Below are 23,135 nucleotides of genomic sequence, written 5' to 3'. Positions count from 1 at the left end.
TGGTTTTCTGGCCTCGGGCAGACTGGCGTTGCGGCGGTGAAAAAGCGGTCGGCAAAGTATGAAAAATCTGTCACACAGCGCAAAACAGCGATTAATCGCTAATTAATGCTGCCCCCTCATTCTGCAACCACCTGATCGATGACCTGCGCAACGCTCGCTCCGACGACGAAAGCGAATTCAACGCGCCGCTCTTAATATCAAGTTAATCGATTTTTTTTAGCATTATTTTGCGCTTTTTAATCAATTTAGTTGGCGTAGCATTGAACACATGCAAGACACACCCGCCAACAAATCTGGAGTAAAGAACATGAAAACCAAACTGATCCTTGCCTTCGCCCTGTCCGTATTGGCTGCCAACACCTTCGCCGCCGACGGCTATGACCGCACCGGTTCCGCCGTTGCTGCTGATGGTTATGACCGCACCGGTTCTGCTGCTGTCGCTGAAGATGGCTACGACCGTACCGGCTCCGCGACTTTCGCTGCCGACGGTTACGACCGCACTCAATCGGCTGCAATCAGCTAATCCTCGCTGTAAAGCGCACAGCCCGGCTTCGGCCGGGCTTAGTCATTTCTGGGCGAACACAAATTCAGAATTCACCGAGATCCCACAGGGGGATTTCAGGGTTTGGAAATGATCGTTCGACTGGAAATTGCCGCGTCAGGCTTGCACTATTGAGCGCTTAACGACGTCCCCCAGGATCCCCCCGCCATGCCCGATGACATCCATTTCTACGAACCCGCCAACGGCCACGGCCTGCCCCACGATCCGTTCAACGCCATCGTCGGCCCACGCCCGATCGGCTGGATTTCCTCACAGGATGCCCACGGCCAGTTGAACCTGGCGCCGTACAGTTTCTTCAACGCCTTCAACTACATTCCGCCGATCATTGGTTTCTCCAGCGTCGGGCGCAAAGACAGCCTGAACAACATCGAGCAGACCGGCGAATTCGTCTGGAACCTCGCCACCCGCCCGCTGGCCGAACAGATGAACCAGAGCTGCGCGATGGTCGCGCCTGAGGTCAATGAATTCGAATTGGCGGGATTGACGACGGTCGCGTCGAAAGTGATTTCGGTGCCGCGCGTGGCCGAAAGCCCGGTGTCCTTCGAGTGCAAGGTCACGCAGATCATTCAGTTGCAGCGCGCCGATGGCGAGACGGTGCCGAGCTGGCTGGTCCTCGGCGAAGTGGTCGCCGTGCACATCGCCAAGTGGCTGTTGAAGGACGGCATCTACGACACCGCCGCGGCAGAACCGATTCTGCGCGGCGGCGGGCCGGCGGACTATTTCCAGCTGGGGCCTGAGGCCCTGTTCAAGATGTGGCGTCCGGGCGCAAACAAGTAACGCGTTACCAGATCAACTCGGCGTCATCAGTGACACCTTTGAGGTTATCCAGCTCGTTGATGGCAGCCTCGTCGGCAGCGATGGCGCCGGGGAAGACCTGATCATTCAGCAGTTTGTGAAAGCGTGGTGCACCGCCATCGACCAGGGCCTTGACCGCGATTGCCGCGTGATAGCCCTTGTTGCCGCCCAACTCGACGGGGACGACTGCGGAAACTGCTTCGAAGTGTTCGAACTCTTTACGTGCCATGTCACATATCCCGGCTCAGACAGATAAGCCGGACATTAAACCCTCAACCGACGAGTTTGTGTACCGGCGCCGGACATTGACCGAGGGCTTGCGCCGCCGACACGTCCTTGAAGGTGTGGAAGTCGAGGCTGTTGACCACCAGCTCCTGCACCAGCTCGGCGAAGATTTCCATCGCCGGGCTGTTGAAATAGTTGGTCATCATTTGCTGGCTGCTCCAGAACCCGCAGACCAGCCACAACTCGGGATCACACTGCGAATGCTGCAAGGCAAAGCTCAGGCAACCGGGGGCGGCGCGGGACGGATCGATCAACGCGCTGAGGCGTACACCGAGTTCCGCCGAACGCCCGGCGCGCGCTCGAACGAAGGCCATATGACTGACGGGAATCTGCTTGGACATGTTCAACCCTCCCAGGGAGTCGCGTGGCAGCCGGGGGACGGGCTGCGACAGGATCAAAGGTTAAGGGCCGTACGCCTGACGCCGTTAGTCGATTCCTGCCGCCGCGTTGCACAATCCTGCGAGACTGCACACAGAAGCTGTAACAACCTGTAAAACTGCGTCACACGGTTGTCACACGGCGTATCAAGCAAGTTTGCCGCTCTGCGTCCTGCTATGGCTGGGCATGCTCATGAGCCCAAGCAGAATCAGGCAAGCATTTCGCAGGATGTGTCTACCGCTGGCGCTTGCACAAACATATGCTCTGCTCCATTCCACCTCCCCTGCCGAGGATGCCGTGCATGACGTCATTCGATCGTTTTCAAGCCGAACCCAGCGCTGACATGGAAAAACAGCGTGCGGAACTGGCGGCGATCATCCGCCGCAACACCACCGACGATGGCAGCTACGAGACCGCCATAGGCTCGCTGTTCATGTCGCGCCACACTCAGTCCCATGACTTCGCGCCGGTGCTCGCGCAACCGGCGCTGTGCATCATGGCGCAGGGGCGTAAAGAGGTGCGGCTGGCCGATGAGTACTTCAATTACGACCCGCTGAATTATCTGGTGGTGTCGGTTTCGATGCCGCTGAGCGGGCGCGTGGTCAACGTGTCGCCGGAGGACCCGATCCTCGCCGTGCGCTTGGATATCGATCCGACAGAAATCACCGCGCTGATCGCCGACGCCGGCCCCATGGGCGTGCCGACCCGGCCGACCGGGCGCGGTTTGTATGTCGAGAAGATCGACAGTTCGATGCTTGATGCCGTGCTGCGTCTGGCACGTTTGCTCGATGCGCCGAAAGACATCGCCATGCTTGCGCCACTGATTCGCCGGGAGATTCTCTATCGCCTGCTGCGCAGTCCACAGGGGCATCGCTTGTATGAAATCGCGATTGCCAACAGTCAGAGCCATCGCATCAGCCAGGCGATCAAATGGCTTAACGGCAACTTCGAGCAGCCGCTGCGCATTGATGATCTGGCCAAAGAAGTGAACCTCAGCGTATCGACCTTGCATCACCGCTTCAAGGCGATGACAGCGATGAGTCCGTTGCAGTATCAGAAGCAGTTGCGTTTGCAAGAGGCGCGGCGGTTGATGCTGGCGGAGGGGCTGGAAGCATCGGCGGCGGGGTATCGGGTGGGGTATGAGAGTCCGTCGCAATTCAGCCGTGAGTACAGCCGGCTTTTTGGTGCGCCGCCGTTAAGGGATTTGGCGCGGTTGCGGCTTTCGGTGTGACCTTTTAGAAGCCCCTCACCCTAGCCCTCTCCCGGAGGGAGAGGGGACTGATTGGGGGATATTCAGGAAATACACCGACCTGAAAATGCTTCACCGAATCCATAATCGACTTGATCTCTCAGGTCGATGGACAGCACCAGACACCTCGGTTGGCTCCCTCTCCCTCCGGGAGAGGGCTGGGGTGAGGGTCGGCTTTCCAAGTGCTTTGACCAATCCATAATCGACCGGATTTTTCAGGTCGATGGACATCGCCAGACACCTCAGTCGGCTCCCTCTCCCTCTGGGAGAGGGCTGGGGTGAGGGTCGGCTTTTACAGCGCCCGAATCACATGCTTGAGCTCCTGAAACGCCGCCAACCCCCATGGCCCCAACTCGCGGCCAATACTGCTCTGCTTGTACCCGCCCCACGCCGCCTGCGGGAAAATCACCTGCGGTGCATTGATCCACACCATCCCGGCCTGCAAGGCATTGGCCACGCGGTCCGCCGCAGCGGCATCGCTCGTCACCACGCTCGCCACCAAACCAAACAGCGTGTCATTGGCCAAGGCAATCGCCTGCGCTTCAGTGGCGAAACTGCGCACGCACAGCACCGGCCCGAAAATTTCTTCACACCACAGCGCGCTGTCCAGCGGCACGTCGGTGAACACGGTTGGCTGCAAGAAATAGCCGCGCGGCAGATCCGCTGGACGATTGCCGCCGCAAAGCAAACGCGCACCCGCGCTGAGCCCACGGTCGATGTGCCCAAGCACTCGCTGGTACTGCGCCTGATTGACCAGCGCACCCATTTCCACCTCCGCATCGAACGGATCGGCCACACGAATGGCCTGCACCCGTTTCTGCAAGCGACGGAGGAATTCCTCTTCCAGCTCATCCGCAACCAGCACACGACTGGTCGCCGAACACATCTGCCCAGCATTGAAAAACGCGCCGCCACAAGCCAGCTCGACCGCCAGATCGAGATCAGCGTCCGCCAACACCAGCAGCGAAGATTTGCCGCCCAGCTCCAGGCTCACGCCCTTCACCGTTTCCGCCGCACGCTGCATCACCTGCACGCCGACCGCGTTGCTGCCGGTAAAGGAAATTTTGGCGATACGCGGGTCCGCCGACAACGGCGCACCCACCGCCAGCCCGGTGCCACAAACCAGATTGAACACGCCGTTCGGCAGACCCGACTCTGCGATGATCGCCGCCAGTTCCAGCTCCGGCAGCGGTGTCACTTCCGAAGGTTTGAGCACCACGCAGCAACCCGCCGCCAACGCTGGCGCGAGTTTCCACGCAGTGGTGACCATGGGGAAATTCCACGGCACGATCAGCCCGACCACACCGCACGGTTCGCGGCGCAGGCGTGCACTGAAATCATCGCTGGGCAGCGGCACGTTGCTGTCCTGTCTGGCGTCGAGGCCTTCGGCGAGTTCGGCGTAATACTCGAAGGTTGCGATGACGTCATCGACGTCGATAGCTGCTTCGAACTGCGGTTTGCCGTTGTTGCTCGACTGCAGTTTCATCAAGTGCTCGCGACCGTTGCGCACACCATTGGCGATGTTGCGCAGGATTGCGCCGCGCTCGGCACCACTGGTTAGCGACCAGCTCTTGAAGGCTTCGCTGGCAGCAGCGACGGCTTGGTCGACGGCGTGCTCGTCTCCGCCATTGACCGTGGTCAGCAGCGCTTCGGTGGACGGGTTGATCACCCGCAGATGTTCGCGGCCGGCCGACCATTGGCCGTCGATGTAGAGACCGTCGAGTGTGGTCGGGAAACTGATCATTGCGCCACCGCCTGCATCCATTGGCTCTGGTCGATTTCGATCAGGGTCGGGCCCTGACGATCGCTTGCACTACGCAACGCGGTGCGTAGTTGTTCGATGCTGCTGATGGCTTCAGCCGCGCAGCCGAGGCCCTTCGCCACAGCGACGAAATCCGGGGTGTAGATGTCCACGCCGACCGGCTCGATGGCGCGGTTGACCATGTATTTCTTGATCTCCTCGTAGCCCTGGTTATTCCACAACAGGACGATCACCGGCACCCGCGCTTCAACCGCGCTGGCCAGTTCCGGCAGGGTGAATTGCAGGCCGCCGTCGCCGATCAGGCACACCACCGCAGGGCGCGCACCTTGGTCGAGTTGGCCACCGAGCCAGGCACCAATCGCTGCCGGCAAGGCGTAACCGAGGGTGCCGTAACCGGTCGAGGCGTTGAACCAGCGGCGCGGATGATCCGGGTTGAACGTCAGATTTCCGGTGTACACCGGTTGCGTCGAGTCGCCGACGAATACGGCGTTGGGCAACTCATCGAGTACGGTGTCGAGGAAACGGGTTTGCGCGAGGGTCGGTGCATCCCAGCTTGCGGCCAGTTCGGCGCGCAGTTTGTCGGCGCGGGCCTGGCCCCAATCGCTGCTGCGTTCGCCGAGTTTTTCCTGCGACAGAGAGTTAAGCAACGCTTGCGCGGCGTTGCGCGCGTCGGCGACCAATGCCAGGTGCGGCGGGTAGTTGCGCACGGTCTGATCGGCGTCGATATCGATGCGTAGCAGTTTGCCGGGAATCTCGAAACCGCCAGCGAAAGTGACGTCGTAATCGGTCTCGGCCAACTCCGTGCCGATGGCCAACACCACATCGGCATCGGCGACCAGCGCGCGGGTGGCAACCAGCGTCTGGGTCGAGCCGATCAGCAGCGGATGGTTGCCCGGCAGCATGCCTTTGGCGTTGATGGTCAGCGCCACCGGAGCGTCGAGCAACTCGGCAAGTGAGGTCAATTGCGCTGCTGCGTCGATGGCACCGCCACCGGCCAGAATCAGCGGACGTCTGGCTTCAGCCAAAAGCTCGCTCATGCGTTTGACGGCCGCTGGCGCAGCGCCGGCGCGGTCGATATTGACCGGCACACTGGCGAGCAATTCATCGGCGTTTTCGACCAGCACGTCCAACGGAATTTCGATGTGCACCGGACGTGGACGGCCGGCCTGAAACAACGCAAAAGCACGCGCCAGCACCACCGGCAATTCAGCGGCGGACATCAAGGTATGCGAGAACGCGGCAACACCTGCGACCAGCGCGCTCTGGTTCGGCAACTCATGCAGCTTGCCGCGCCCGCCGCCCAGCTGACTGCGCGATTGCACACTGGAGATCACCAGCATCGGGATCGAATCGGCATACGCCTGGCCCATCGCCGTGGTGATGTTGGTCATGCCTGGGCCGGTGATGATGAAGCACACTCCCGGTTTACCTGCGGTGCGCGCATAGCCGTCAGCCATGAAACCGGCGCCCTGCTCATGCCTCGGGGTGACGTGACGAATGCTCGAACGCGCCAGCCCGCGATACAGCTCCACGGTATGCACCCCGGGTATGCCGAACACCTGCTCGACCCCATAACCTTCGAGTAACTTGACCAGTACTTCGCCACACGTCGCCATGTCGATTGCCCTTCATATTTGATCGATACGCCGAATCAAATGTGGGAGCGAGCTTGCTCGCGAAAGCGGTGTGTCAGCTAGATCAATGCTGAATTGAAAACCGTATTCGCGAGCAAGCTCGCTCCCACAATGATTCCGGGAATGGGCTTCATTGAACGGTCGGCAGGTAGCGGCAACAATCGATTAAAAGTCATACTAGCCATGTCTTCACGTCATACCTTGGATCCCCATGAAACGCCTGCCTCCGCTGCCCGCCCTGCATACCTTTCTGATCACTGCGCAGTGCTGCAACTTCACCCGCGCCGCCGAGCAGTTGCACATCACCCAGGGCGCAGTGAGCCGGCAGATCGCCGGGCTGGAAGCGCATCTCGGTTATCCACTGTTCATCCGAATGGCCCGTGGCCTGGCGCTGACCGCCGAAGGACGTGAATGGCTATCCCGTGTGGAAAAAGTCTTCGGCCTGATCAGCGAGGCGACCGAGCAAATCGGTCTGCAGCGCGAAACCCTGCAACTCAAGGCGCCCAGTTGCGTGATGCGCTGGCTGCTGCCGCGCTTGCTGCAATGGCAGAAAGAACGCCCGGACGTACCGGTAAAACTCACAGCCTCGTTGCAACACGGCGTGGACTTTCAGCGCGAGCAATTCGATGCCGCGGTGATCTATGGCCCGCCGCCGGACAACTCGCCGGGCGCGCTGCACCTGTTCGACGAGCAGCTGACACCGGTCTGTTCACCGGTTTTGCTTAAGGGCTCGCCAGCGCTGAATTCACCGGCAGATCTGCAACAGCATCTGCTGCTGCACCCCACTCACGATATTCAGGATTGGTCGGTGTGGCTGAACGCGGCTGAGCTGCGGCTGAACAACATCGGCAGCGGCCAGCATTTCGAAACGCTGGATCAGGCGATGTCGATGGCGTCGCACGGGACGGGGGTGGCGATTGGCGACTGGTCGTTGATCGGCGATGACTTGCGCGCGGGGCGGCTGGTGATGCCGTTTGAATTGAAGGTGAGGACGGGGTTGGCGTATTACGTGGTGGTGCCGCCGGGGATCGAGGCATCGCCGCCGCTTGAGGAATTGATGATCTGGTTGGTTGAGCAGGCGCATTTGCGGTGAGGCTGTTTCCCTCACCCTAACCCTCTCCCAGAGGGAGAGGGGACTGACCGGGGGATATTGAAGAGGTTCAGCGAACTGAACGATTGGTTTTGAATCCATAATCGACTGGATTTTTCAGGTCGATGTACAGCGCCAGACACCTCGGTCGGCCCCCTCTCCCTCCGGGAGAGGGCTGGGGTGAGGGTAAAGATTTAATTCAATACCCGACAGTAAACCGCTGACGCGAATGCTTCGGCGTTTCCACTTCGTCGATCAGCGCAATCGCGTAATCGGCAAAGGTAATCCAGCTACGCCCCTCGGCACTCACCAGCAGATGATCCTGGCCGACGCGGTAACTTCCTGTGCGCTCACCTTCAACAAACTCTGCCGACGGCGACAGAAAGGTCCAGTCCAGATCCTGCTCCTGACGCAACGCCTCAAGAAACGCCGCACCCGCACTGGCTTCAGCTTTGTACTCCGCCGGGAAACCCGCGCTGTCGATCACTCGCGTATCGTCCGGCAGCAACAGCGAACCGGCACCGCCGACCACCAGCAAACGCTTCACCCCGGCCTGCTTCACCGGCCCGACAATCGCCGCCGCTGGCACGGTGGCGAAATGCGCGGCGGTGATCACCACATCGTGACCGGCCACCGCGTCTTGCAACGCTGCGGCATCCAGCACATCGACATTCTTGCTGACCACACCGGCACGCGCGCCGATCTTCGAGGTGTCGCGGGCGATAGCGGTCACGCTATGGCCACGACGCAGGGCTTCTTCCAGCAATTGGCTGCCGGCACGGCCGGTGGCACCAATGATTGCGATCTTGCTCATGACATTCTCCAGTTGGCTTGAGAGTGCTGCGTTTTCAGATTCGGCTTACCACTGCATTTCGCCTTTGGCGACTTTCGCACTCAACTCCAGCGAGCTTTCCTCACCCAGTGTCGGGTAGCGCTTTTTCATCGCGTTGATCAGTGCGGCGGAATCTTTGGCCTTGGCGGTTTCCGCGTCGAAAGCCTTAATGTAGTCGGCGGTGAATTTCACGCTGGCCAGTGAACGGCTGCTGTCACCCAAGTAGTGACCCGGCACCACGGTGTTCGGTTTGAGGGTTTCGATCGAGTGCAACGTTTCCAGCCAGTCGGCGTGGGATTGCGCGGTCTGGGTATCGGCCATCCAAACGTGGATGTTCTCGGCAATGACGACGCCACCGACCACGGCTTTGAGCGCCGGAATCCACACGAAACTGCGATCTGGTTGTTTGCCGTCGAGGCCGATGACCTGCAATTTCTGCCCTTCGAGCATCAGGCTGTCACCCTTGAGCACGCCCGGCACGATGGTTTTCGCCGGAACGTCGGCGCCCATTTTCGGGCCCCAGAAGGCCAGTTTGCCGGCGACGGTTTTGTTGATGTGATCAACCGTCGGTTGCGAGGCCAGTACCTTGGCATCAGGGAACGCCTGAGTCAGGGTGTCGAGGCCGAAGTAGTAATCCGGGTCGCCATGGCTGATGTAGATGGTGGTCAGATGCTTGCCGCTGGCGCGAATCTTCTCCACGACTTGTTCAGCCTGGGATTTGCCGAATTGCGCATCGACGAGGATCGCGTCTTTCTCACCGCTGACCAGCACCGAGGTCACTGGAAAAATGGCGTTAGTCCCCGGGTTGTAGACATCGAGGGTCAGGGTGGCAGCGGCGGCATGCGCGGCGAAACCCAGGGAAGCGGTGGCGAGCAGAACGCGTTTGAGTGTGGTGAAGCCGATCATCTGTTGCTCCGGTGTCCGAATGCCGTGCTTGGCGATAGGACAGAGCTTAGTTGCCTGACTCAGTACAAAAAATGCGATGCTTGAACATAGTTTGTTTCTGAAAGCGGGCAAATCATGGATCGTCTCCAAGCAATGCGGGTGTTTGTCACCGTGGTGGATCTGGGTAGCCAGTCGGCAGCAGCCGATCATCTGGACCTTTCGCGGCCGGTGGTTTCACGTTATCTGGCAGAGCTGGAGGATTGGGTCGGCGCACGCCTGATGCACCGCACCACGCGCAAGTTGAGCCTGACCGCCGCCGGCAGTGAAATTCTGCCGCGTTGTCGACAGATGCTCGAACTCTCAACGGACATGCAAGCCGCCGTCAGCGAACCCCACGACGCCCCGCGCGGGTTGCTGCGGATCAGCGTCAGCACCTCGTTTGGCCAGGCGCAACTGGCTGATGCGATGGCCGCTTACGTCAAACGCTATCCCGGTGTGAGCATCGATCTGCAAATGCTCGATCGCACGGTGAATCTGGTCGATGAGCGTATCGATCTGGCGATTCGCACCAGTAACGATCTCGACCCGAATCTGATCGCCCGACGTCTGACCGTTTGTCGTTCGGTGGTGTGTGCCGCGCCGGCTTATCTGCAAGAACAGCCGGCGCCGTTGCGGGTCGAGGAACTGAGCCGACACAACTGCCTGACGCACTCGTATTTCGGCAAGAGCCTGTGGCATTTCGAAGAGGATGGCGAACCGGTTTCAGTACCGGTGCAGGGCAATATCAGCGCCAACGAGGCCAGCACATTATTGCGCGCAACACTGGCCGGCGCCGGGGTGGCGATGCTGCCGACGTATCAGGCCGGGGTGCATATTCACAGCGGTGAACTGGTCCGCCTGCTGCCCCATGCCGAACCACGCCAAATGAACATCTATGCGGTGTACGCCTCACGCAAACACATGCCGGCGGCGCTGCGCAGCATGCTGGATTTTCTGGTGCTCAGATTTCCGGAAAGCCCCGAATGGGATATCGGCCTGTAAACCCAATCCACTGTGGGAGCGAGCAAGCTCGCTCCCACAAAGGGTCCATCAGCGTGCTGAATGGTCGGTTAAATCCTCAAGCACACTCGCTGGCAACTCCCCACCGCTGACCTATGCTGAAAGTAATACCGCAGGGTATGTCGTTCAGAGGTCTACGCCATGAACATCAAAACAAGAAGGTACGTCGCGATTTTCATTACCTGCGCCGCCACGCTGGCGCTGTACGGCACCGCAGCCTGGCGGGTCGAACAGCTGCGACAGCTGCCGCGCGAGTATGCGAGCTGCAACTTTGAGCGCTGCATTCCGCACAATGCCACGCTGAACGCATTGCGCTGATATTCAACTGTAGGAGTGAGCCTGCTCGCGATAGCGGTGTGTCATTCAGATAAAGTTTGACTGACACACCGCTATCGCGAGCAGGCTCACTCCTACAGGGATGTTGTGGTGTCTGTGGATCAGTGTTCGGCCTTCAGGCTGTCGCGGAAGGCCTTTGGTGAAATCCCCACCCTGCGCCGGAACAGCCGCGTGAAGTTGGTCGGATCGGAAAACCCCAACAACTCCGACATCTCGTAAATCGTCATGCTGGTGTACGTCAGCAAACGCTTGGCTTCCAGCAATTGACGTTCATGCATGATCTGCAACGCCGGTTGTCCCGCCAGCTCACGGCAGGTGCCGTTGAGGTGCGACACCGAAATGCCCAAGCGATGGGCCAGGTCTTCGACCTTCACGTGCTGGCGATAAGTCTCCTCGACCAATTGAATGAAACCATTGAGGTATTCGCGCTGACGTTGCGGGCGCTGACTGGCTTTGTGCCGCACGATCGCCTGACGACTGACCCAGACCATGATCACGCTGACCAGCGAATGCATGAGCATTTCCCGCGCCGGTTGATGACCGTTGTATTCGGCCTGCAACGCCGAAAACAGGCTGTTGAGGTAATCGCCGTCCTGGCTTGCCGGATAATTTTCCGCGCTGGCCAACGCATGTACCGAATCGCCCAGTTGCGCCTGCAAGTGGTTGATCAGCGGTGTGGCGAGGGTAACGATGAACCCTTCGACATCTTCGGAAAAACGAAAGCCGTGCACCGACAACGGCGGCAGCACTTGAATGGCCGGGGTGTCGAGTTGCGTGCGTTGCCCTTCGATCTCAAGCTCTGCCTGACCTTTGAAGACGAAGAGTAACTGGCACAAATCAGCATGGCGGTGGGGTTTGATTTCCCACTCGTGTTCGCGACTGCGGGAGGAAATGGTTTCACAGTGCAGCAAGTCAGGGGTCGGCCAGTCCAGGCTTTCACCGTAGAGCTTGAACACTGGAATCGAAGGCAGCTCAGGCTTGTTCATCACTTCAATCCAGGCCTCGGGGTTGTGGGCGATAATCGCACCGATTGGCAGAATGTACAGGTATCGGCTCAGTTTTCACCTTCAATTGACAGACTCGCAAGGGAAAAATGCAAGCACTCGATCCATAAAAATCATTCACCGGTATTGGCCGCGTGAAGCTTGCGAGTCATAAAAACAATGAAAACGCTGAAAACCCAAGTCGCCATCATCGGCGCCGGTCCGTCCGGATTGCTCCTGGGCCAGTTGTTGCACAACGCTGGCATCGACACCCTCATCCTCGAACGCCAGACGCCGGATTATGTCCTCGGGCGCATCCGCGCCGGTGTGCTTGAACAAGGCATGGTAGAGCTGTTGCGTCAGGCTGGCGTGAGTCAGCGCATGGACGCCGAAGGACTGGTGCATGGCGGTTTCGATCTGGCCCTGGACGGGCGTCAGGTGCACATCGATCTGCACGCATTGACCGGCGGCAAGAGCGTGATGATCTACGGCCAGACCGAAGTCACCCGCGACCTGATGGCCGCTCGTCGGGAGGCTGGTGCACCGACGATTTACCAGGCGCGCGATGTCGTTCCGCATGGCATGAAAAGCGACGAAGCTTTTGTCACCTTTGAAAAGGACGGCGAAACCGTTCGCGTCGATTGCGATTACATCGCCGGTTGCGACGGTTTCCACGGCGTCGCTCGGCAGTCGATTCCGGCCGATAGTCTGAAAGTGTTCGAGCGGGTTTATCCGTTTGGCTGGCTGGGCATTCTGGCCGACACGCCACCGGTGCATGACGAGTTGGTCTACGCCCGTCATGAACGCGGCTTTGCCTTGTGCAGCATGCGTTCGGCCACCCGCACCCGCTATTACCTGCAAGTGCCGGCGGATGAAAATGTCGATGACTGGAGCGATCAGCGCTTCTGGGATGAATTGAAAAATCGCCTGCCGTTTGAGCTTGCCGAGAAACTGGTTACCGGCCCTTCGATTGAAAAAAGCATCGCGCCGCTGCGCAGTTTTGTCGTCGAGCCGATGCAGTACGGACGGATGTTTCTCGTCGGCGACGCCGCGCACATCGTTCCGCCGACCGGCGCCAAGGGTTTGAATCTGGCCGCCAGCGACGTCAGTACGCTGTTCAATATTCTGCTGAAGGTTTACCGCGACGGCCGCACCGATCTGCTGGAGAAATACTCGGAAATCTGCCTGCGCCGCGTGTGGAAAGCCGAACGCTTTTCCTGGTGGATGACCTCGATGCTGCACCGCTTCGATGATCATGACGCTTTCAGCCAGCGCATCAGCGCCTCGGAACTGGACTACTTTGTCAGTTCAGAAGCAGGGCGAAAAACCATTGCAGAAAATTACGTCGGACTTCCTTATGAGGCTATCGAATAGCCTGCTACCGACTTACACTGACGAGCATCCCCGCTCGCCTGACGAACTGCGGGACTCTCACTGCCCGCAGGTTTTGCCCGTGACCAATCTCAATCACCCCGAAACGCCCAAACCGGCCATTCGCAGCGTGCTGGTCGCGCTGATGATGGCGATCTTTCTCGGCGCGCTGGATCAAACCATCGTCGCCGTGTCGATGCCGGCCATCTCTGCGCAGTTCAAGGATGTCAGCCTGCTGGCCTGGGTGATTTCCGGGTACATGGTCGCGATGACCGTGGCGGTGCCGATCTACGGCAAGCTCGGTGACTTGTACGGACGGCGCAAACTGATGCTGTTCGGCATGGGCCTGTTCACCCTTGCCTCGTTGTTTTGCGGCATGGCGCAGAGCATGGAGCAACTGGTGCTGGCGCGGATCCTTCAGGGTATCGGCGCTGGCGGAATGATCTCGGTGAGTCAGGCGATCATCGGCGACATCGTGCCGCCGCGTGAACGTGGGCGTTATCAGGGTTACTTCAGCAGCATGTACGCGGTGGCCAGCGTTGCCGGTCCGGTGCTTGGCGGGTACATGACCGAATACCTGTCGTGGCGCTGGGTATTTCTGATCAACCTGCCACTGGGCCTCGGTGCCTGGTGGGTGGCCCGCCGCAATCTGCGTGGCCTGCCGATTCCGCAGCGCAAACCGATCATCGATTACCTCGGCACCGTGTTGATGATCATCGGCCTGACCGCCCTGCTGTTGGGCATCACTCAAGTCGGCCAAGGGCATTCGTGGCGCAGCACTGAAGTGCTCGGCTTGTTCGCTTGTGCAGTGGTGGTGCTGGGGCTGTTTGTCTGGCACGAACGCCGCGCTCGCGAACCGTTGCTGCCGATGCACCTGTTTGCCAACCGCAACGCGTTGCTGTGCTGGTGCACAATTTTCTTTACCAGTTTCCAGGCGATTTCGCTGATTGTGCTGATGCCGCTGCGCTTTCAGACCGTGACCGGTGCCGGAGCTGACAGCGCCGCTTTGCACTTGTTGCCATTGGCGATGGGGTTGCCGATTGGTGCATTTTTCGCCGGCCGGCGCACGTCGATCACCGGGCGTTACAAACCGCAGATTCTGACTGGCGCTCTGCTGATGCCGATCGCGATTCTCGGTATGGCGTTCAGCCCACCGGAGGCGACGCTGATCAGCGCACTGTTCATGTTGCTCTGCGGTATTTCCAGCGGCATGCAGTTCCCGACTTCGCTGGTCGGTACACAAAATTCGGTGGAACAACGCGACATCGGCGTGGCCACCAGCACCACCAACCTGTTTCGCTCCCTCGGCGGCGCGGTGGGCGTGGCGTTGATGTCGGCGTTGTTGCTTGCGCTGTTGCATGACTCGAGTTTCGCCCATCTGGCCAGCAGTTCGCTGATGAGCGAAGGGCATTCGGGTAACGTCCTGCTGGATGGTCTGAACGCCGCACCGGGCGATGCGCAGGACGCCTTGCGGGCGGAATTGCTGGTGACGTTCCGGCATTTGTTGTGGGTGAGTGCGGCGGTGTCGTTGCTCGGGCTGGCGGCAGCTATTGCGATGCCGAACAACCTGCTGCGCGGTCGCGAGCACGGCGCCAAATAACCGTAACACCACAAAACCCTGTGGGAGCGAGCTTGCTCGCGAAAGCGGTGTGTCAGACGACATCATCGTGAATGACACGCCGCATTCGCGAGCAAGCTCGCTCCCACAGGGGTAAGTATTTCGCTCAAGGGCTGTAGTAACCGACGGCCACGAGGAAATGCCCGGCCTTCTTCAGATAAGCATGCTTGTCCTCGACCTTGCCGGTCACCGGGTTTTTCCAGCGATATTCGTACTCACCCTCATCCTGCTTGGCCATCAGCGCCAGAATCGGTTCGCCCACCGGTTTGCCATCCGGATCCTTGATCTTGCCGAAGTCGGTATTGATCAAGCGCAGATTGGTGCCATGGGCAACGTAGCGCTGGGTGTTCAGGTCAACCACAAACACATACAGGTCATCCTGCAAGTAGCCGCCCTTGAGCGAATTGATTGCGGTCAGTGTGCCTTTCTCGTCTTTGCCCAAATCGCTGGCCGCTTTGTCGAGCAATGCTTTGGCTTGCTCCGCCGACGCTCGCGGTAAGTAATAACCCACCGCCAGAATCCGCTGGCCGATGCGTTGGTAATACACGTGCTTGCGCTCGACCTTGCCATCGGCCCAATTCTGCCAACGGTATTCGGCCTGCTGGATGCCATTGCCTTCCGGCACTTTCAACGCGTCCTTGAAGGTTTTCTGCAAATCCGGGCCGAGCACCTCACTGACGTCACGGCCGATCAACGCTGCTGAAGGCCCACCGCTGGCGAGCATCACGCCTTTGGTGTCGAGCACGAACACGTAGCGATCCTTGTCGACGAACTCGCCCTGACGGCTGAACGCGGCGAACGCCTTGTCGCCGTTGTCGTGGTAGTAGGCCAGGGCTTTTTCCAGCAAGGCGATGGCGGCCTGACTGTCATCCTTGGCGGTCGTGGCGGCGCTGGCCTGGCCGAAACCGGCCAGTAACATCACGCCGAGCCAGGCCACTTTATGCAAAAAACCCATAGCGCATCCCTCGTTCTTGTTGGTGTTTCAAGAGCGTAGACGGCTTGGGGTGATGTACGAGTATTCAGAATGATGCAGGGGATTACAGAATCCCCTGCACTGATCAACAAAGCTTATGGTCGGGAAATGATCTGCTGCTGCAAATTCTGAATCTGCGCCTGAAGGGTGTTGATGTTGCGGGTCATCTGCGCACGGAAGGCGTCGAACTCGGCGGTATTGCCACCACCCTGCGGTGTTGCCGGGCGGTTGTCCTGTTCGCTTTTGAGCACGACGATTTCCTGCTCAAGACGATCGATGGCCGCGCTCGGGTTGCCCTGCTTTTTCAGTGCAGCGATATCGGCACCGAGGCTTTTGAACTGAGCGTCGAAGGCCTTCAACTGTGTGTCGACCTTGCTGGTGTCGGCCGCTGTGCTCTTGACGGTCGCCAGCTCAGCGCTCAAGGCTTTGACCTGTGCCTGCAACTGAGTGTTGGCGTTCTGCTGTTCGGTGGTCTGCGCAGTCATTTGCGCCAGGCGTTTGTCCAGATCACTGGCCTGCCCCGCTACGCCTTGCTGCTGTTTGCTCTGATCGAGCAGCTTGCCTTCGAGCTGTTTGATCTGCAGTTTCAAGGCTTCGCTGTCGCTGGTGACATTGGACTGACTGGCCACGACCTTGCCGGAAATGTCCTGCAAGCGTCCGGCGGCTTCTTCACTGATCCGCGCGAAGCTTTCCTGAGTCGCCACCAGTTGCTGTTCCATCAGCGAGATCTGCTGGAAACTCCACCAGGCGAGGCCGATGAAGGCGAAGAACAATGCGCCGACCAAGGCCCACAACGGCCCGGTGCTGGCTGCCTTGACCTTGACTACCGGCGGCGTGCGCGAGTGTACGGAGGTGCGGGCGGTGGTCGGAATGTCATCGTCGTCGAAGGTGTCGGCACGCAGGCTCGGGACATCATCGAAATCGTCGTGGGCATCATTACGCATGGACATTGAGGCAACCTTTGTGAAACGCGGTGATGGCTAAATGCTGCGAAGTATAACCGCCGCAGCCGCAGGGATTGACCCCCGAGCAGCGACACGGTTCATTGCCGCCCGGCCGAATCGTTTCAACGAATGTCCTGAGCTTTCCACCAACTGCAGAACTCATCCAGCGCCGACCACAGGCTGACTTTCGGATCGTAGTCCAGATAATGCCGCGCGCGGCTGATGTCGAGGGTGAAATTTTTGTTCATGACCTGCATGCCCAGGCGCGACAGGGTTGGCTCCGGACGCCCGGGCCAGAGCTTGCACGCCCCTTCGTTGAGCGCCGCAACGCTGTAGGCCAGACCATAGGAACGGTACTTGGTGACCTGTGGCACTTCCATCTTGCGCATCACGTAATTGACCACATCCCACAACGGCACCGGCGCGCCGTTGCTGATGTTGTAGGCCTTGCCCAGCGCAGAACCGGCAGCCAGCAAACTGCTGAGCAGCGCTTCGTTGAGGTTGTGCACACTGGTGAAATCGACCTTGTTCAAGCCATTGCCGATGATCGCCAGACGGCCCTTGCGCTGCATGTTGAGCAGGCGCGGGAAGATGCTCATGTCGCCGGCGCCGGTAACGAAACGCGGGCGCAGGGCGATAGTTTCCAGGCCAAATTCCTGCGCACCGAAGACCTTTTGCTCGGCCAGGTACTTGGTCGCGGCATAGTGATGCTTGAAGCGCTTGGGCACTTGCTCTTCGGTCAGGTTGAAATGATCGCGACCATCGAAATAGATCGATGGCGACGACAGATGCACCAAACGGCGGACGCGCTGCTTGAGGCAGGCTTCGACAACGTTTTCGGTGACCTGCACGTTGCCCTGGTGGAAGTCCTGATAGCGGCCCCACAATCCGACAGCACCGGCGCAATGCACCACGGCTTCGACGTCCGAGCACAGTTCGCGGACCAGGTCGGGATCGGTCAGATCGCCGGGGACAAACTCGGCACCCCGGCGCACCAGATGCTCGACGCTTTCAGCCCGGCGACCGTTGACCCGCACGTCCAGACCCTGCTCCAGGGCGAAACGCGCAAAGCGTCCGCCAATGAAGCCGCTTGCGCCGGTGACCAGAATTTTCATGCAAAACTCCAACAAAAAAGCAGCCTCAAGCGTCAAGCTTCCAGCTGCAAGTTTAAAACGGTGCGCAGCGCTGAACTTGCCGCTTGCAGCTTGACGCTTATGGCTGCTTCCAAGGCACCAGCCATTGCGCCGATGAACGCACCAATTGCTCGGTCAGCAAGCCCAGCAGCTGGCCGCCATTGCGCCAATGATGCCAGTACAACGGCACGTCGATCGGTTTATCTGGCAGAAGTTCGCGCAACAACCCGCGTTGCAGTTGATCGCGCACTTGCAGTTCCGGCACCAGGCCCCAGCCGAGTCCCGCTTCGGTCAGGCGGATAAAACCTTCCGAGGACGGGCACAAATGGTGTTCGAATCCACCATCGACGCCCAACGAGGCGAGATAGCGATGCTGGAGGAAATCATCCGGGCCGAATACCAGCGCCGGGGTGCGCGGCAATTGTTCGGCGCGTACGCCATCAGGGAAATGCCGTTCGATAAACGCCGGGCTGGCCAGCGCGCGATACCGCATCGCCCCGAGCAACACACTGCGCGCGCCGGCCACCGGCCGTTCGCTGGCGCAAAGGCACGCGGCGACTTCACCGGCGCGCATGCGTTTGAGGCCGACGGTCTGGTCTTCGACAATCAGATCGAGCAGCAAATGTTGTTCGGCACAGAAGTCGCCAACCGCTTCGGCCCACCATGTGGCGAGGCTGTCGGCATTAAGGGCGATGCGCAAACGTTCCGGCAAACCCTCCTCGTCCAGCGCGGGCACCAGGGTTTGCAGGTCACGCTCAAGCAGACGCACCTGCTGCACATGGTTGAGCAGACGCCGGCCGATTTCGGTCGGCGACGGTGGCGTGCCGCGAATCAACACCGGCTGACCGACCCGCGCTTCAAGCAGTTTGATCCGCTGCGAGATCGCCGATTGCGACAAGCCCAGTACCTGCGCGGCCCGTTCGAATCCGGCCTGCTCGACCACGGCGGCCAGAGCAGAAAGCAATTTGTAGTCGAACATCAGTTTTCCTAATGAGCGATCAGCACTATTGGTTTTTCTTATACAGGTTTCGACCGGAGAATAGCCAGCAAGCACTCTTTCTCAAGGAACACACTTATGGCTGGCGAAACTTCACTCTCGACTCTATTGCGCAGCATGAGTCCGCAACTCAACGCCGGCGAATACGTGTTCTGCACCCTGCACGACAGTGTCTTGCCGAGCGGTCTGGAGGTTGTTGGCAGCTTCCGCGAGCAGGAAGGTCTGACGGTCATTGTCGAACGTTCCCGCGCCGAACAGGCCGGTTTCAGCTTCGACTATGTCGCCGCGTGGATAACCCTGAATGTGCATTCGGCGCTGGAAGCCGTGGGCCTCACCGCCGCATTCGCCACGGCACTGGGCAAGGCCGGGATCAGTTGCAACGTGATTGCCGGCTATTACCACGACCACTTGTTCGTCGCTCAGGCCGATGCCGAACGCGCCATGCAAGTGCTGCGCGATCTCGCAGCCAACGCGGAGTAAATCTTATGTGGCAAAGTTATATGAACGGCCTGCTGGTGGCGTTCGGGCTGATCATGGCGATCGGCACGCAGAACGCTTTTGTATTGGCACAGAGCTTGCGCCGTGAACACCACTTGCCCGTGGCGGCGTTGTGCGTGGTTTGCGATGCGCTGCTGGTGGCGGCCGGGGTATTCGGGCTGGCGACGATTCTGGCGCAGAACCCGACGCTGCTCGCCATTGCCCGTTGGGGTGGCGCGACGTTTTTGATTTGGTATGGCAGCCAGGCGTTGCGCCGGGCCTGTTCGAAACAGAGCATGGATCAAGGCGAAAATCAGACCGTGCGTTCGCTGCGCGCGGTGATGCTCAGCGCCTTGGCAGTGACGCTGCTCAACCCGCACGTTTATCTGGATACGGTGTTGCTGATCGGTTCTCTCGGCGCGCAGCAATCGGTGCCGGGCGCTTACGTGGTCGGTGCTGCGAGTGCTTCGCTGTTGTGGTTTTTCACCCTGGCATTGGGTGCAGCGTGGTTGGCGCCATGGCTGGCACGTCCGAGTACCTGGCGGATCCTCGATCTGGTGGTGGCGTTGATGATGTTTACCGTGGCTGGGCAATTGATTTTCGCGAGCTGATTTATTCCAAACAGCTCTGGAACCTCTATCCCACACAGTTGTTGCGTGGTTATGCCGCAACCCCGGTGCTATGATCGAAACCCTGCGCCGCAAAGAGTAAAAACTCGCCGGTGCATTTCTGGCCGCCCGTGATCGGCCTTGCGCTCACCGCAACAGACCTGATTAGGAGAATCATCATGGCTTTCGAATTGCCGCCGCTGCCTTACGCACACGATGCCCTGCAGCCGCACATTTCCAAGGAAACCCTGGAATACCACCACGACAAGCACCACAACACCTATGTCGTGAACCTGAACAACCTGGTGCCAGGCACCGAGTTCGAAGGCAAGACCCTGGAAGAAATCGTCAAGACTTCCTCGGGCGGTATCTTCAACAACGCCGCTCAGGTCTGGAACCACACTTTCTACTGGAACTGCCTGGCGCCAAACGCCGGCGGTCAACCAACCGGCGCGCTGGCTGAAGCCATCAACGCAGCCTTCGGTTCGTTCGACAAGTTCAAGGAAGAGTTCAGCAAAACCTCGATCGGCACCTTCGGTTCCGGCTGGGGCTGGCTGGTGAAAAAGGCTGACGGTTCCCTGGCCCTGGCCAGCACCATCGGCGCCGGCAACCCGCTGACCAGCGGCGACACCCCGCTGCTGACCTGCGACGTCTGGGAACACGCTTACTACATCGACTACCGCAACGTTCGTCCTAAGTATGTCGAAGCGTTCTGGAACCTGGTCAACTGGAAGTTCGTTGCTGAGCAGTTCGAAGGCAAAACCTTCACCGCTTAAGCTGCGCGCCAGTCAAAAAACCCGGCTTTTGCCGGGTTTTTTTATGCCTGCTTTTAAATAGCGTTTCTCTCACGATGAAAGCTGTCTGCCGCTGCTTGCTGCCGTGCCACAGCGGGCTAACATCAGAATCAGGCGAAAAATTGTGCCGAGCCGCTCAAGTTGAGGGCCGAAACTACCGACACAGTACAAATTAGGGCTAATACTCCAGACAGCAGCATTTCGGACGAGACCACGGGCAAATCATCCCCGGCCTGAATGTCCCTTTGACTGCCAACTCGGGATTGCCAATACTCATGGCAACTTGACGCTACCCGCACGGAACAAGGAATAACCCTTTGAAGCTGGAACTCAAGAACAGCTTGTCGGTGAAGTTGCTCCGGGTCGTGCTCCTGTCGGCATTGATCGTCGGCGTAGTCTTGAGCTGCGCGCAGATTGTTTTCGATGCCTACAAAACCCGCCAGGCCGTTGCCGGCGACGCCGAACGCATCCTCGACATGTTCCGCGACCCCTCGACCCAGGCGGTTTATAGCCTCGATCGGGAGATGGGCATGCAGGTGATCGAAGGCCTGTTCCAGGACGATGCCGTGCGTCAGGCCTCCATCGGCCATCCCAACGAAGCCATGCTCGCGCAGAAATCCCGCGAATTGCAGCAGTCCAACAGCCGCTGGCTGACTGACCTGATCCTCGGCCAGGAGCGCACCTTCACCACGCAATTGGTCGGGCGTGGTCCGTACAGCGAGTATTACGGCGACCTGAGCATCACCCTCGACACCGCCACCTATGGCGAAGGGTTTATTGTCAGTTCGGTGATCATCTTCATTTCCGGGGTTCTGCGCGCATTAGCGATGGGTCTGGTGCTGTATCTGGTCTATCACTGGCTGCTGACCAAGCCGCTGTCGCGAATCATCGAACACCTCACCGAAATCAATCCGGATCGCCCCAGCGAACACAAGATCCCGCAGCTCAAGGGCCACGAGAAAAACGAACTGGGGATCTGGATCAACACCGCCAACCAGTTGCTCGAATCGATCGAACGCAATACCCATCTGCGCCACGAAGCCGAAAACAGTCTGCTGCGCATGGCCCAATACGACTTCCTCACCGGCCTGCCGAATCGCCAGCAATTGCAGCAGCAACTGGACAAGATTCTGGTCGACGCCGGCAAGCTGCAACGCCGGGTCGCGGTGTTGTGCGTCGGGCTGGATGATTTCAAAGGCATCAACGAGCAGTTCAGCTACCAGACCGGCGACCAATTGTTGCTGGCCCTGGCTGATCGTCTGCGTGCCCACAGTGGCCGCCTCGGCGCCCTCGCCCGTTTGGGCGGCGATCAGTTCGCATTGGTGCAGGCCGACATCGAACAGCCTTATGAAGCAGCCGAACTGGCGCAAAGCATTCTTGATGATCTGGAAGCGGCGTTTGCCCTCGACCATCAGGAAATCCGTCTGCGCGCGACCATCGGCATCACCCTGTTTCCGGAGGACGGCGACAGCACCGAGAAGCTGTTGCAGAAAGCCGAGCAGACCATGACCCTGGCCAAAACCCGCTCGCGCAACCGTTATCAGTTTTACATCGCCAGCGTCGACAGCGAGATGCGCCGCCGTCGCGAGCTGGAAAAAGACTTGCGCGATGCGTTGCTGCGTGACCAGTTCTATCTGGTTTATCAGCCGCAGATCAGCTATCGCGATCACCGCGTGGTCGGCGTCGAAGCGCTGATTCGCTGGCAACACCCGGAACACGGTCTGGTGCCGCCTGACCTGTTCATTCCGCTGGCCGAGCAGAACGGCACGATTATCGCCATTGGCGAATGGGTGCTCGATCAGGCCTGCAAGCAACTGCGCGAATGGCACGATCAGGGTTTCGCCGACCTGCGCATGGCAGTCAATCTGTCCACCGTACAACTGCACCACGCCGAGTTGCCGCGCGTGGTCAATAACCTGCTGCAGATGTACCGCCTGCCGCCGCGCAGTCTGGAGCTGGAAGTCACCGAAACCGGCCTGATGGAAGACATCAGCACCGCCGCGCAACACCTGTTGAGCCTGCGTCGTTCCGGCGCACTGATCGCCATCGACGACTTCGGCACTGGCTATTCATCGCTGAGTTATTTGAAAAGCCTGCCGCTGGACAAAATCAAGATCGACAAGAGCTTCGTTCAGGATCTGCTCGATGACGACGACGATGCGACCATCGTTCGCGCGATCATTCAACTGGGCAAGAGCCTCGGCATGCAAGTGATCGCCGAGGGCGTGGAAACCGCCGAACAGGAAAGCTACATCATTTCCGAAGGCTGCCACGAAGGTCAGGGTTATCACTACAGCAAGCCGTTGCCGGCACGCGAGCTGGGTGCCTATCTCAAGCAGGCCCAACGCAGTAACGCGGCCATTCTCTAGA

Annotated in this window: 23 protein-coding genes; 12 read left to right on the top strand and 11 right to left on the bottom strand. The window is 59.5% G+C overall.

Annotated features, from left to right (window positions below; translation table 11 throughout):
• The first annotated feature begins 307 nt into the window (after positions 1-307).
• Together HUW52_RS08030 and HUW52_RS08025 are read left to right on the top strand one after the other, a co-directional pair.
• Positions 308-523, top strand: a complete 216-nt coding sequence (locus HUW52_RS08030; protein ID WP_175553349.1) for a hypothetical protein — start codon at positions 308-310, stop codon at positions 521-523.
• Between the two features lie 186 nt (positions 524-709).
• Positions 710-1,339, top strand: coding sequence for a flavin reductase family protein (locus HUW52_RS08025; protein WP_016985293.1), 630 nt, complete (start codon positions 710-712; stop codon positions 1,337-1,339).
• A 4-nt stretch (positions 1,340-1,343) separates the two neighbouring features.
• Here the strand turns inward: HUW52_RS08025 and HUW52_RS08020 are convergent, their stop codons facing one another.
• Positions 1,344-1,586 (bottom strand): hypothetical protein, encoded by a 243-nt coding sequence (locus tag HUW52_RS08020; protein ID WP_016985292.1) that lies wholly within the window; start codon positions 1,584-1,586, stop codon positions 1,344-1,346.
• A 43-nt stretch (positions 1,587-1,629) separates the two neighbouring features.
• The gene (locus tag HUW52_RS08015) at positions 1,630-1,983 is read right to left on the bottom strand and encodes a putative quinol monooxygenase (RefSeq protein ID WP_016985291.1); all 354 of its coding nucleotides are present in this window, start codon (positions 1,981-1,983) and stop codon (positions 1,630-1,632) included.
• Between the two features lie 338 nt (positions 1,984-2,321).
• On the opposite strand from HUW52_RS08015, the gene HUW52_RS08010 reads away from it, so the two are divergent.
• Positions 2,322-3,251, top strand: a complete 930-nt coding sequence (locus HUW52_RS08010) for an AraC family transcriptional regulator (RefSeq protein ID WP_077574324.1) — start codon at positions 2,322-2,324, stop codon at positions 3,249-3,251.
• Between the two features lie 310 nt (positions 3,252-3,561).
• Here HUW52_RS08010 and HUW52_RS08005 read toward each other — a convergent pair whose 3' ends face one another.
• Complete coding sequence (locus HUW52_RS08005) at positions 3,562-5,013, bottom strand: aldehyde dehydrogenase family protein (RefSeq protein WP_175553348.1); 1,452 nt, start codon at positions 5,011-5,013, stop codon at positions 3,562-3,564.
• Positions 5,010-6,647, bottom strand: coding sequence for a 5-guanidino-2-oxopentanoate decarboxylase (locus HUW52_RS08000; RefSeq protein ID WP_016986697.1), 1,638 nt, complete (start codon positions 6,645-6,647; stop codon positions 5,010-5,012). Before HUW52_RS08000 ends, HUW52_RS08005 begins: the two co-directional genes overlap by 4 nt.
• A gap of 229 nt (positions 6,648-6,876) precedes the next feature.
• Between HUW52_RS08000 and HUW52_RS07995 the strand changes: the two genes are divergently transcribed.
• The gene (locus HUW52_RS07995; protein WP_175553347.1) at positions 6,877-7,758 is read left to right on the top strand and encodes a LysR substrate-binding domain-containing protein; all 882 of its coding nucleotides are present in this window, start codon (positions 6,877-6,879) and stop codon (positions 7,756-7,758) included.
• A gap of 196 nt (positions 7,759-7,954) precedes the next feature.
• On the opposite strand, the gene HUW52_RS07990 is transcribed toward HUW52_RS07995, so the two are convergent.
• Both HUW52_RS07990 and HUW52_RS07985 read right to left on the bottom strand, forming a co-directional pair.
• Positions 7,955-8,569 carry an NAD(P)-dependent oxidoreductase gene (locus tag HUW52_RS07990; protein WP_175553346.1) on the bottom strand — a complete coding sequence of 205 codons (615 nt, stop codon included), beginning with the start codon at positions 8,567-8,569 and terminating at the stop codon, positions 7,955-7,957.
• Between the two features lie 45 nt (positions 8,570-8,614).
• Entirely contained in the window at positions 8,615-9,493 is an 879-nt protein-coding gene (locus tag HUW52_RS07985) for an MBL fold metallo-hydrolase (RefSeq protein WP_175553345.1), read from the bottom strand.
• A 114-nt stretch (positions 9,494-9,607) separates the two neighbouring features.
• Here HUW52_RS07985 and HUW52_RS07980 point away from each other — a divergent pair, with 114 nt between their 5' ends.
• Together HUW52_RS07980 and HUW52_RS07975 are read left to right on the top strand one after the other, a co-directional pair.
• Positions 9,608-10,513, top strand: a complete 906-nt coding sequence (locus HUW52_RS07980) for a LysR family transcriptional regulator (RefSeq protein WP_218586341.1) — start codon at positions 9,608-9,610, stop codon at positions 10,511-10,513.
• 159 nt (positions 10,514-10,672) lie between these two features.
• Positions 10,673-10,849: a hypothetical protein gene (locus HUW52_RS07975; protein ID WP_007912636.1), complete on the top strand. Its 177-nt coding sequence runs from the start codon at positions 10,673-10,675 to the stop codon at positions 10,847-10,849.
• A gap of 119 nt (positions 10,850-10,968) precedes the next feature.
• Here the strand turns inward: HUW52_RS07975 and HUW52_RS07970 are convergent, their stop codons facing one another.
• Positions 10,969-11,853, bottom strand: a complete 885-nt coding sequence (locus HUW52_RS07970) for a helix-turn-helix domain-containing protein (protein WP_175553344.1) — start codon at positions 11,851-11,853, stop codon at positions 10,969-10,971.
• A gap of 186 nt (positions 11,854-12,039) precedes the next feature.
• Here HUW52_RS07970 and pobA point away from each other — a divergent pair, with 186 nt between their 5' ends.
• Both pobA and HUW52_RS07960 read left to right on the top strand, forming a co-directional pair.
• Complete coding sequence (pobA, locus tag HUW52_RS07965; protein ID WP_175555651.1) at positions 12,040-13,224, top strand: 4-hydroxybenzoate 3-monooxygenase; 1,185 nt, start codon at positions 12,040-12,042, stop codon at positions 13,222-13,224.
• 79 nt (positions 13,225-13,303) lie between these two features.
• The gene (locus tag HUW52_RS07960; protein WP_175553343.1) at positions 13,304-14,821 is read left to right on the top strand and encodes an MDR family MFS transporter; all 1,518 of its coding nucleotides are present in this window, start codon (positions 13,304-13,306) and stop codon (positions 14,819-14,821) included.
• Between the two features lie 124 nt (positions 14,822-14,945).
• On the opposite strand, the gene HUW52_RS07955 is transcribed toward HUW52_RS07960, so the two are convergent.
• From HUW52_RS07955 to HUW52_RS07940, 4 genes are all read right to left on the bottom strand, one after another.
• Positions 14,946-15,794 carry a cache domain-containing protein gene (locus tag HUW52_RS07955; protein ID WP_175553342.1) on the bottom strand — a complete coding sequence of 283 codons (849 nt, stop codon included), beginning with the start codon at positions 15,792-15,794 and terminating at the stop codon, positions 14,946-14,948.
• 113 nt (positions 15,795-15,907) lie between these two features.
• Positions 15,908-16,762, bottom strand: a complete 855-nt coding sequence (locus tag HUW52_RS07950; RefSeq protein WP_016986688.1) for an ATPase — start codon at positions 16,760-16,762, stop codon at positions 15,908-15,910.
• Between the two features lie 116 nt (positions 16,763-16,878).
• Positions 16,879-17,871 carry an NAD(P)-dependent oxidoreductase gene (locus HUW52_RS07945; protein ID WP_175553341.1) on the bottom strand — a complete coding sequence of 331 codons (993 nt, stop codon included), beginning with the start codon at positions 17,869-17,871 and terminating at the stop codon, positions 16,879-16,881.
• 97 nt (positions 17,872-17,968) lie between these two features.
• Positions 17,969-18,868 carry a LysR family transcriptional regulator ArgP gene (locus HUW52_RS07940; protein WP_141128474.1) on the bottom strand — a complete coding sequence of 300 codons (900 nt, stop codon included), beginning with the start codon at positions 18,866-18,868 and terminating at the stop codon, positions 17,969-17,971.
• Positions 18,869-18,964: 96 nt separating this feature from the next.
• Here HUW52_RS07940 and HUW52_RS07935 point away from each other — a divergent pair, with 96 nt between their 5' ends.
• The 4 genes from HUW52_RS07935 to HUW52_RS07920 all read left to right on the top strand — a co-directional run bounded on the left by HUW52_RS07935 (position 18,965) and on the right by HUW52_RS07920 (position 23,134).
• Positions 18,965-19,366 (top strand): ACT domain-containing protein, encoded by a 402-nt coding sequence (locus HUW52_RS07935; protein WP_175553340.1) that lies wholly within the window; start codon positions 18,965-18,967, stop codon positions 19,364-19,366.
• Positions 19,367-19,371: 5 nt separating this feature from the next.
• Entirely contained in the window at positions 19,372-19,974 is a 603-nt protein-coding gene (locus HUW52_RS07930; protein WP_175553339.1) for a LysE/ArgO family amino acid transporter, read from the top strand.
• Between the two features lie 176 nt (positions 19,975-20,150).
• Entirely contained in the window at positions 20,151-20,747 is a 597-nt protein-coding gene (locus HUW52_RS07925) for a superoxide dismutase (protein WP_007918933.1), read from the top strand.
• Positions 20,748-21,082: 335 nt separating this feature from the next.
• The gene (locus HUW52_RS07920; protein ID WP_016986682.1) at positions 21,083-23,134 is read left to right on the top strand and encodes a bifunctional diguanylate cyclase/phosphodiesterase; all 2,052 of its coding nucleotides are present in this window, start codon (positions 21,083-21,085) and stop codon (positions 23,132-23,134) included.
• The last annotated feature ends 1 nt before the right edge of the window (position 23,135 follow it).

It is taken from the genome of Pseudomonas sp. 43A (genome assembly GCF_013363935.1).
Classification (GTDB): domain Bacteria; phylum Pseudomonadota; class Gammaproteobacteria; order Pseudomonadales; family Pseudomonadaceae; genus Aquipseudomonas; species Aquipseudomonas crudilactis.
This window is presented reverse-complemented; position numbering and strand designations above follow the sequence as displayed.

Coding starts and splice junctions, on each gene's coding strand:
- HUW52_RS07925 (WP_007918933.1), top strand. CDS start 20,151: ATGGCTTTCGAATTGCCGCCGCTGCCTTACGCACACGATGCCCTGCAG.
- HUW52_RS07975 (WP_007912636.1), top strand. CDS start 10,673: ATGAACATCAAAACAAGAAGGTACGTCGCGATTTTCATTACCTGCGCC.
- HUW52_RS07955 (WP_175553342.1), bottom strand. CDS start 15,794: ATGGGTTTTTTGCATAAAGTGGCCTGGCTCGGCGTGATGTTACTGGCC.
- HUW52_RS08015 (WP_016985291.1), bottom strand. CDS start 1,983: ATGTCCAAGCAGATTCCCGTCAGTCATATGGCCTTCGTTCGAGCGCGC.
- HUW52_RS07945 (WP_175553341.1), bottom strand. CDS start 17,871: ATGAAAATTCTGGTCACCGGCGCAAGCGGCTTCATTGGCGGACGCTTT.
- HUW52_RS08010 (WP_077574324.1), top strand. CDS start 2,322: ATGACGTCATTCGATCGTTTTCAAGCCGAACCCAGCGCTGACATGGAA.
- HUW52_RS08000 (WP_016986697.1), bottom strand. CDS start 6,647: ATGGCGACGTGTGGCGAAGTACTGGTCAAGTTACTCGAAGGTTATGGG.
- HUW52_RS08005 (WP_175553348.1), bottom strand. CDS start 5,013: ATGATCAGTTTCCCGACCACACTCGACGGTCTCTACATCGACGGCCAA.
- HUW52_RS07990 (WP_175553346.1), bottom strand. CDS start 8,569: ATGAGCAAGATCGCAATCATTGGTGCCACCGGCCGTGCCGGCAGCCAA.
- HUW52_RS08020 (WP_016985292.1), bottom strand. CDS start 1,586: ATGGCACGTAAAGAGTTCGAACACTTCGAAGCAGTTTCCGCAGTCGTC.
- HUW52_RS07950 (WP_016986688.1), bottom strand. CDS start 16,762: ATGTCCATGCGTAATGATGCCCACGACGATTTCGATGATGTCCCGAGC.
- HUW52_RS07935 (WP_175553340.1), top strand. CDS start 18,965: ATGGCTGGCGAAACTTCACTCTCGACTCTATTGCGCAGCATGAGTCCG.
- HUW52_RS07995 (WP_175553347.1), top strand. CDS start 6,877: ATGAAACGCCTGCCTCCGCTGCCCGCCCTGCATACCTTTCTGATCACT.
- HUW52_RS08030 (WP_175553349.1), top strand. CDS start 308: ATGAAAACCAAACTGATCCTTGCCTTCGCCCTGTCCGTATTGGCTGCC.
- HUW52_RS07980 (WP_218586341.1), top strand. CDS start 9,608: ATGGATCGTCTCCAAGCAATGCGGGTGTTTGTCACCGTGGTGGATCTG.
- HUW52_RS07970 (WP_175553344.1), bottom strand. CDS start 11,853: ATGAACAAGCCTGAGCTGCCTTCGATTCCAGTGTTCAAGCTCTACGGT.
- HUW52_RS08025 (WP_016985293.1), top strand. CDS start 710: ATGCCCGATGACATCCATTTCTACGAACCCGCCAACGGCCACGGCCTG.
- HUW52_RS07985 (WP_175553345.1), bottom strand. CDS start 9,493: ATGATCGGCTTCACCACACTCAAACGCGTTCTGCTCGCCACCGCTTCC.
- HUW52_RS07940 (WP_141128474.1), bottom strand. CDS start 18,868: ATGTTCGACTACAAATTGCTTTCTGCTCTGGCCGCCGTGGTCGAGCAG.
- HUW52_RS07930 (WP_175553339.1), top strand. CDS start 19,372: ATGTGGCAAAGTTATATGAACGGCCTGCTGGTGGCGTTCGGGCTGATC.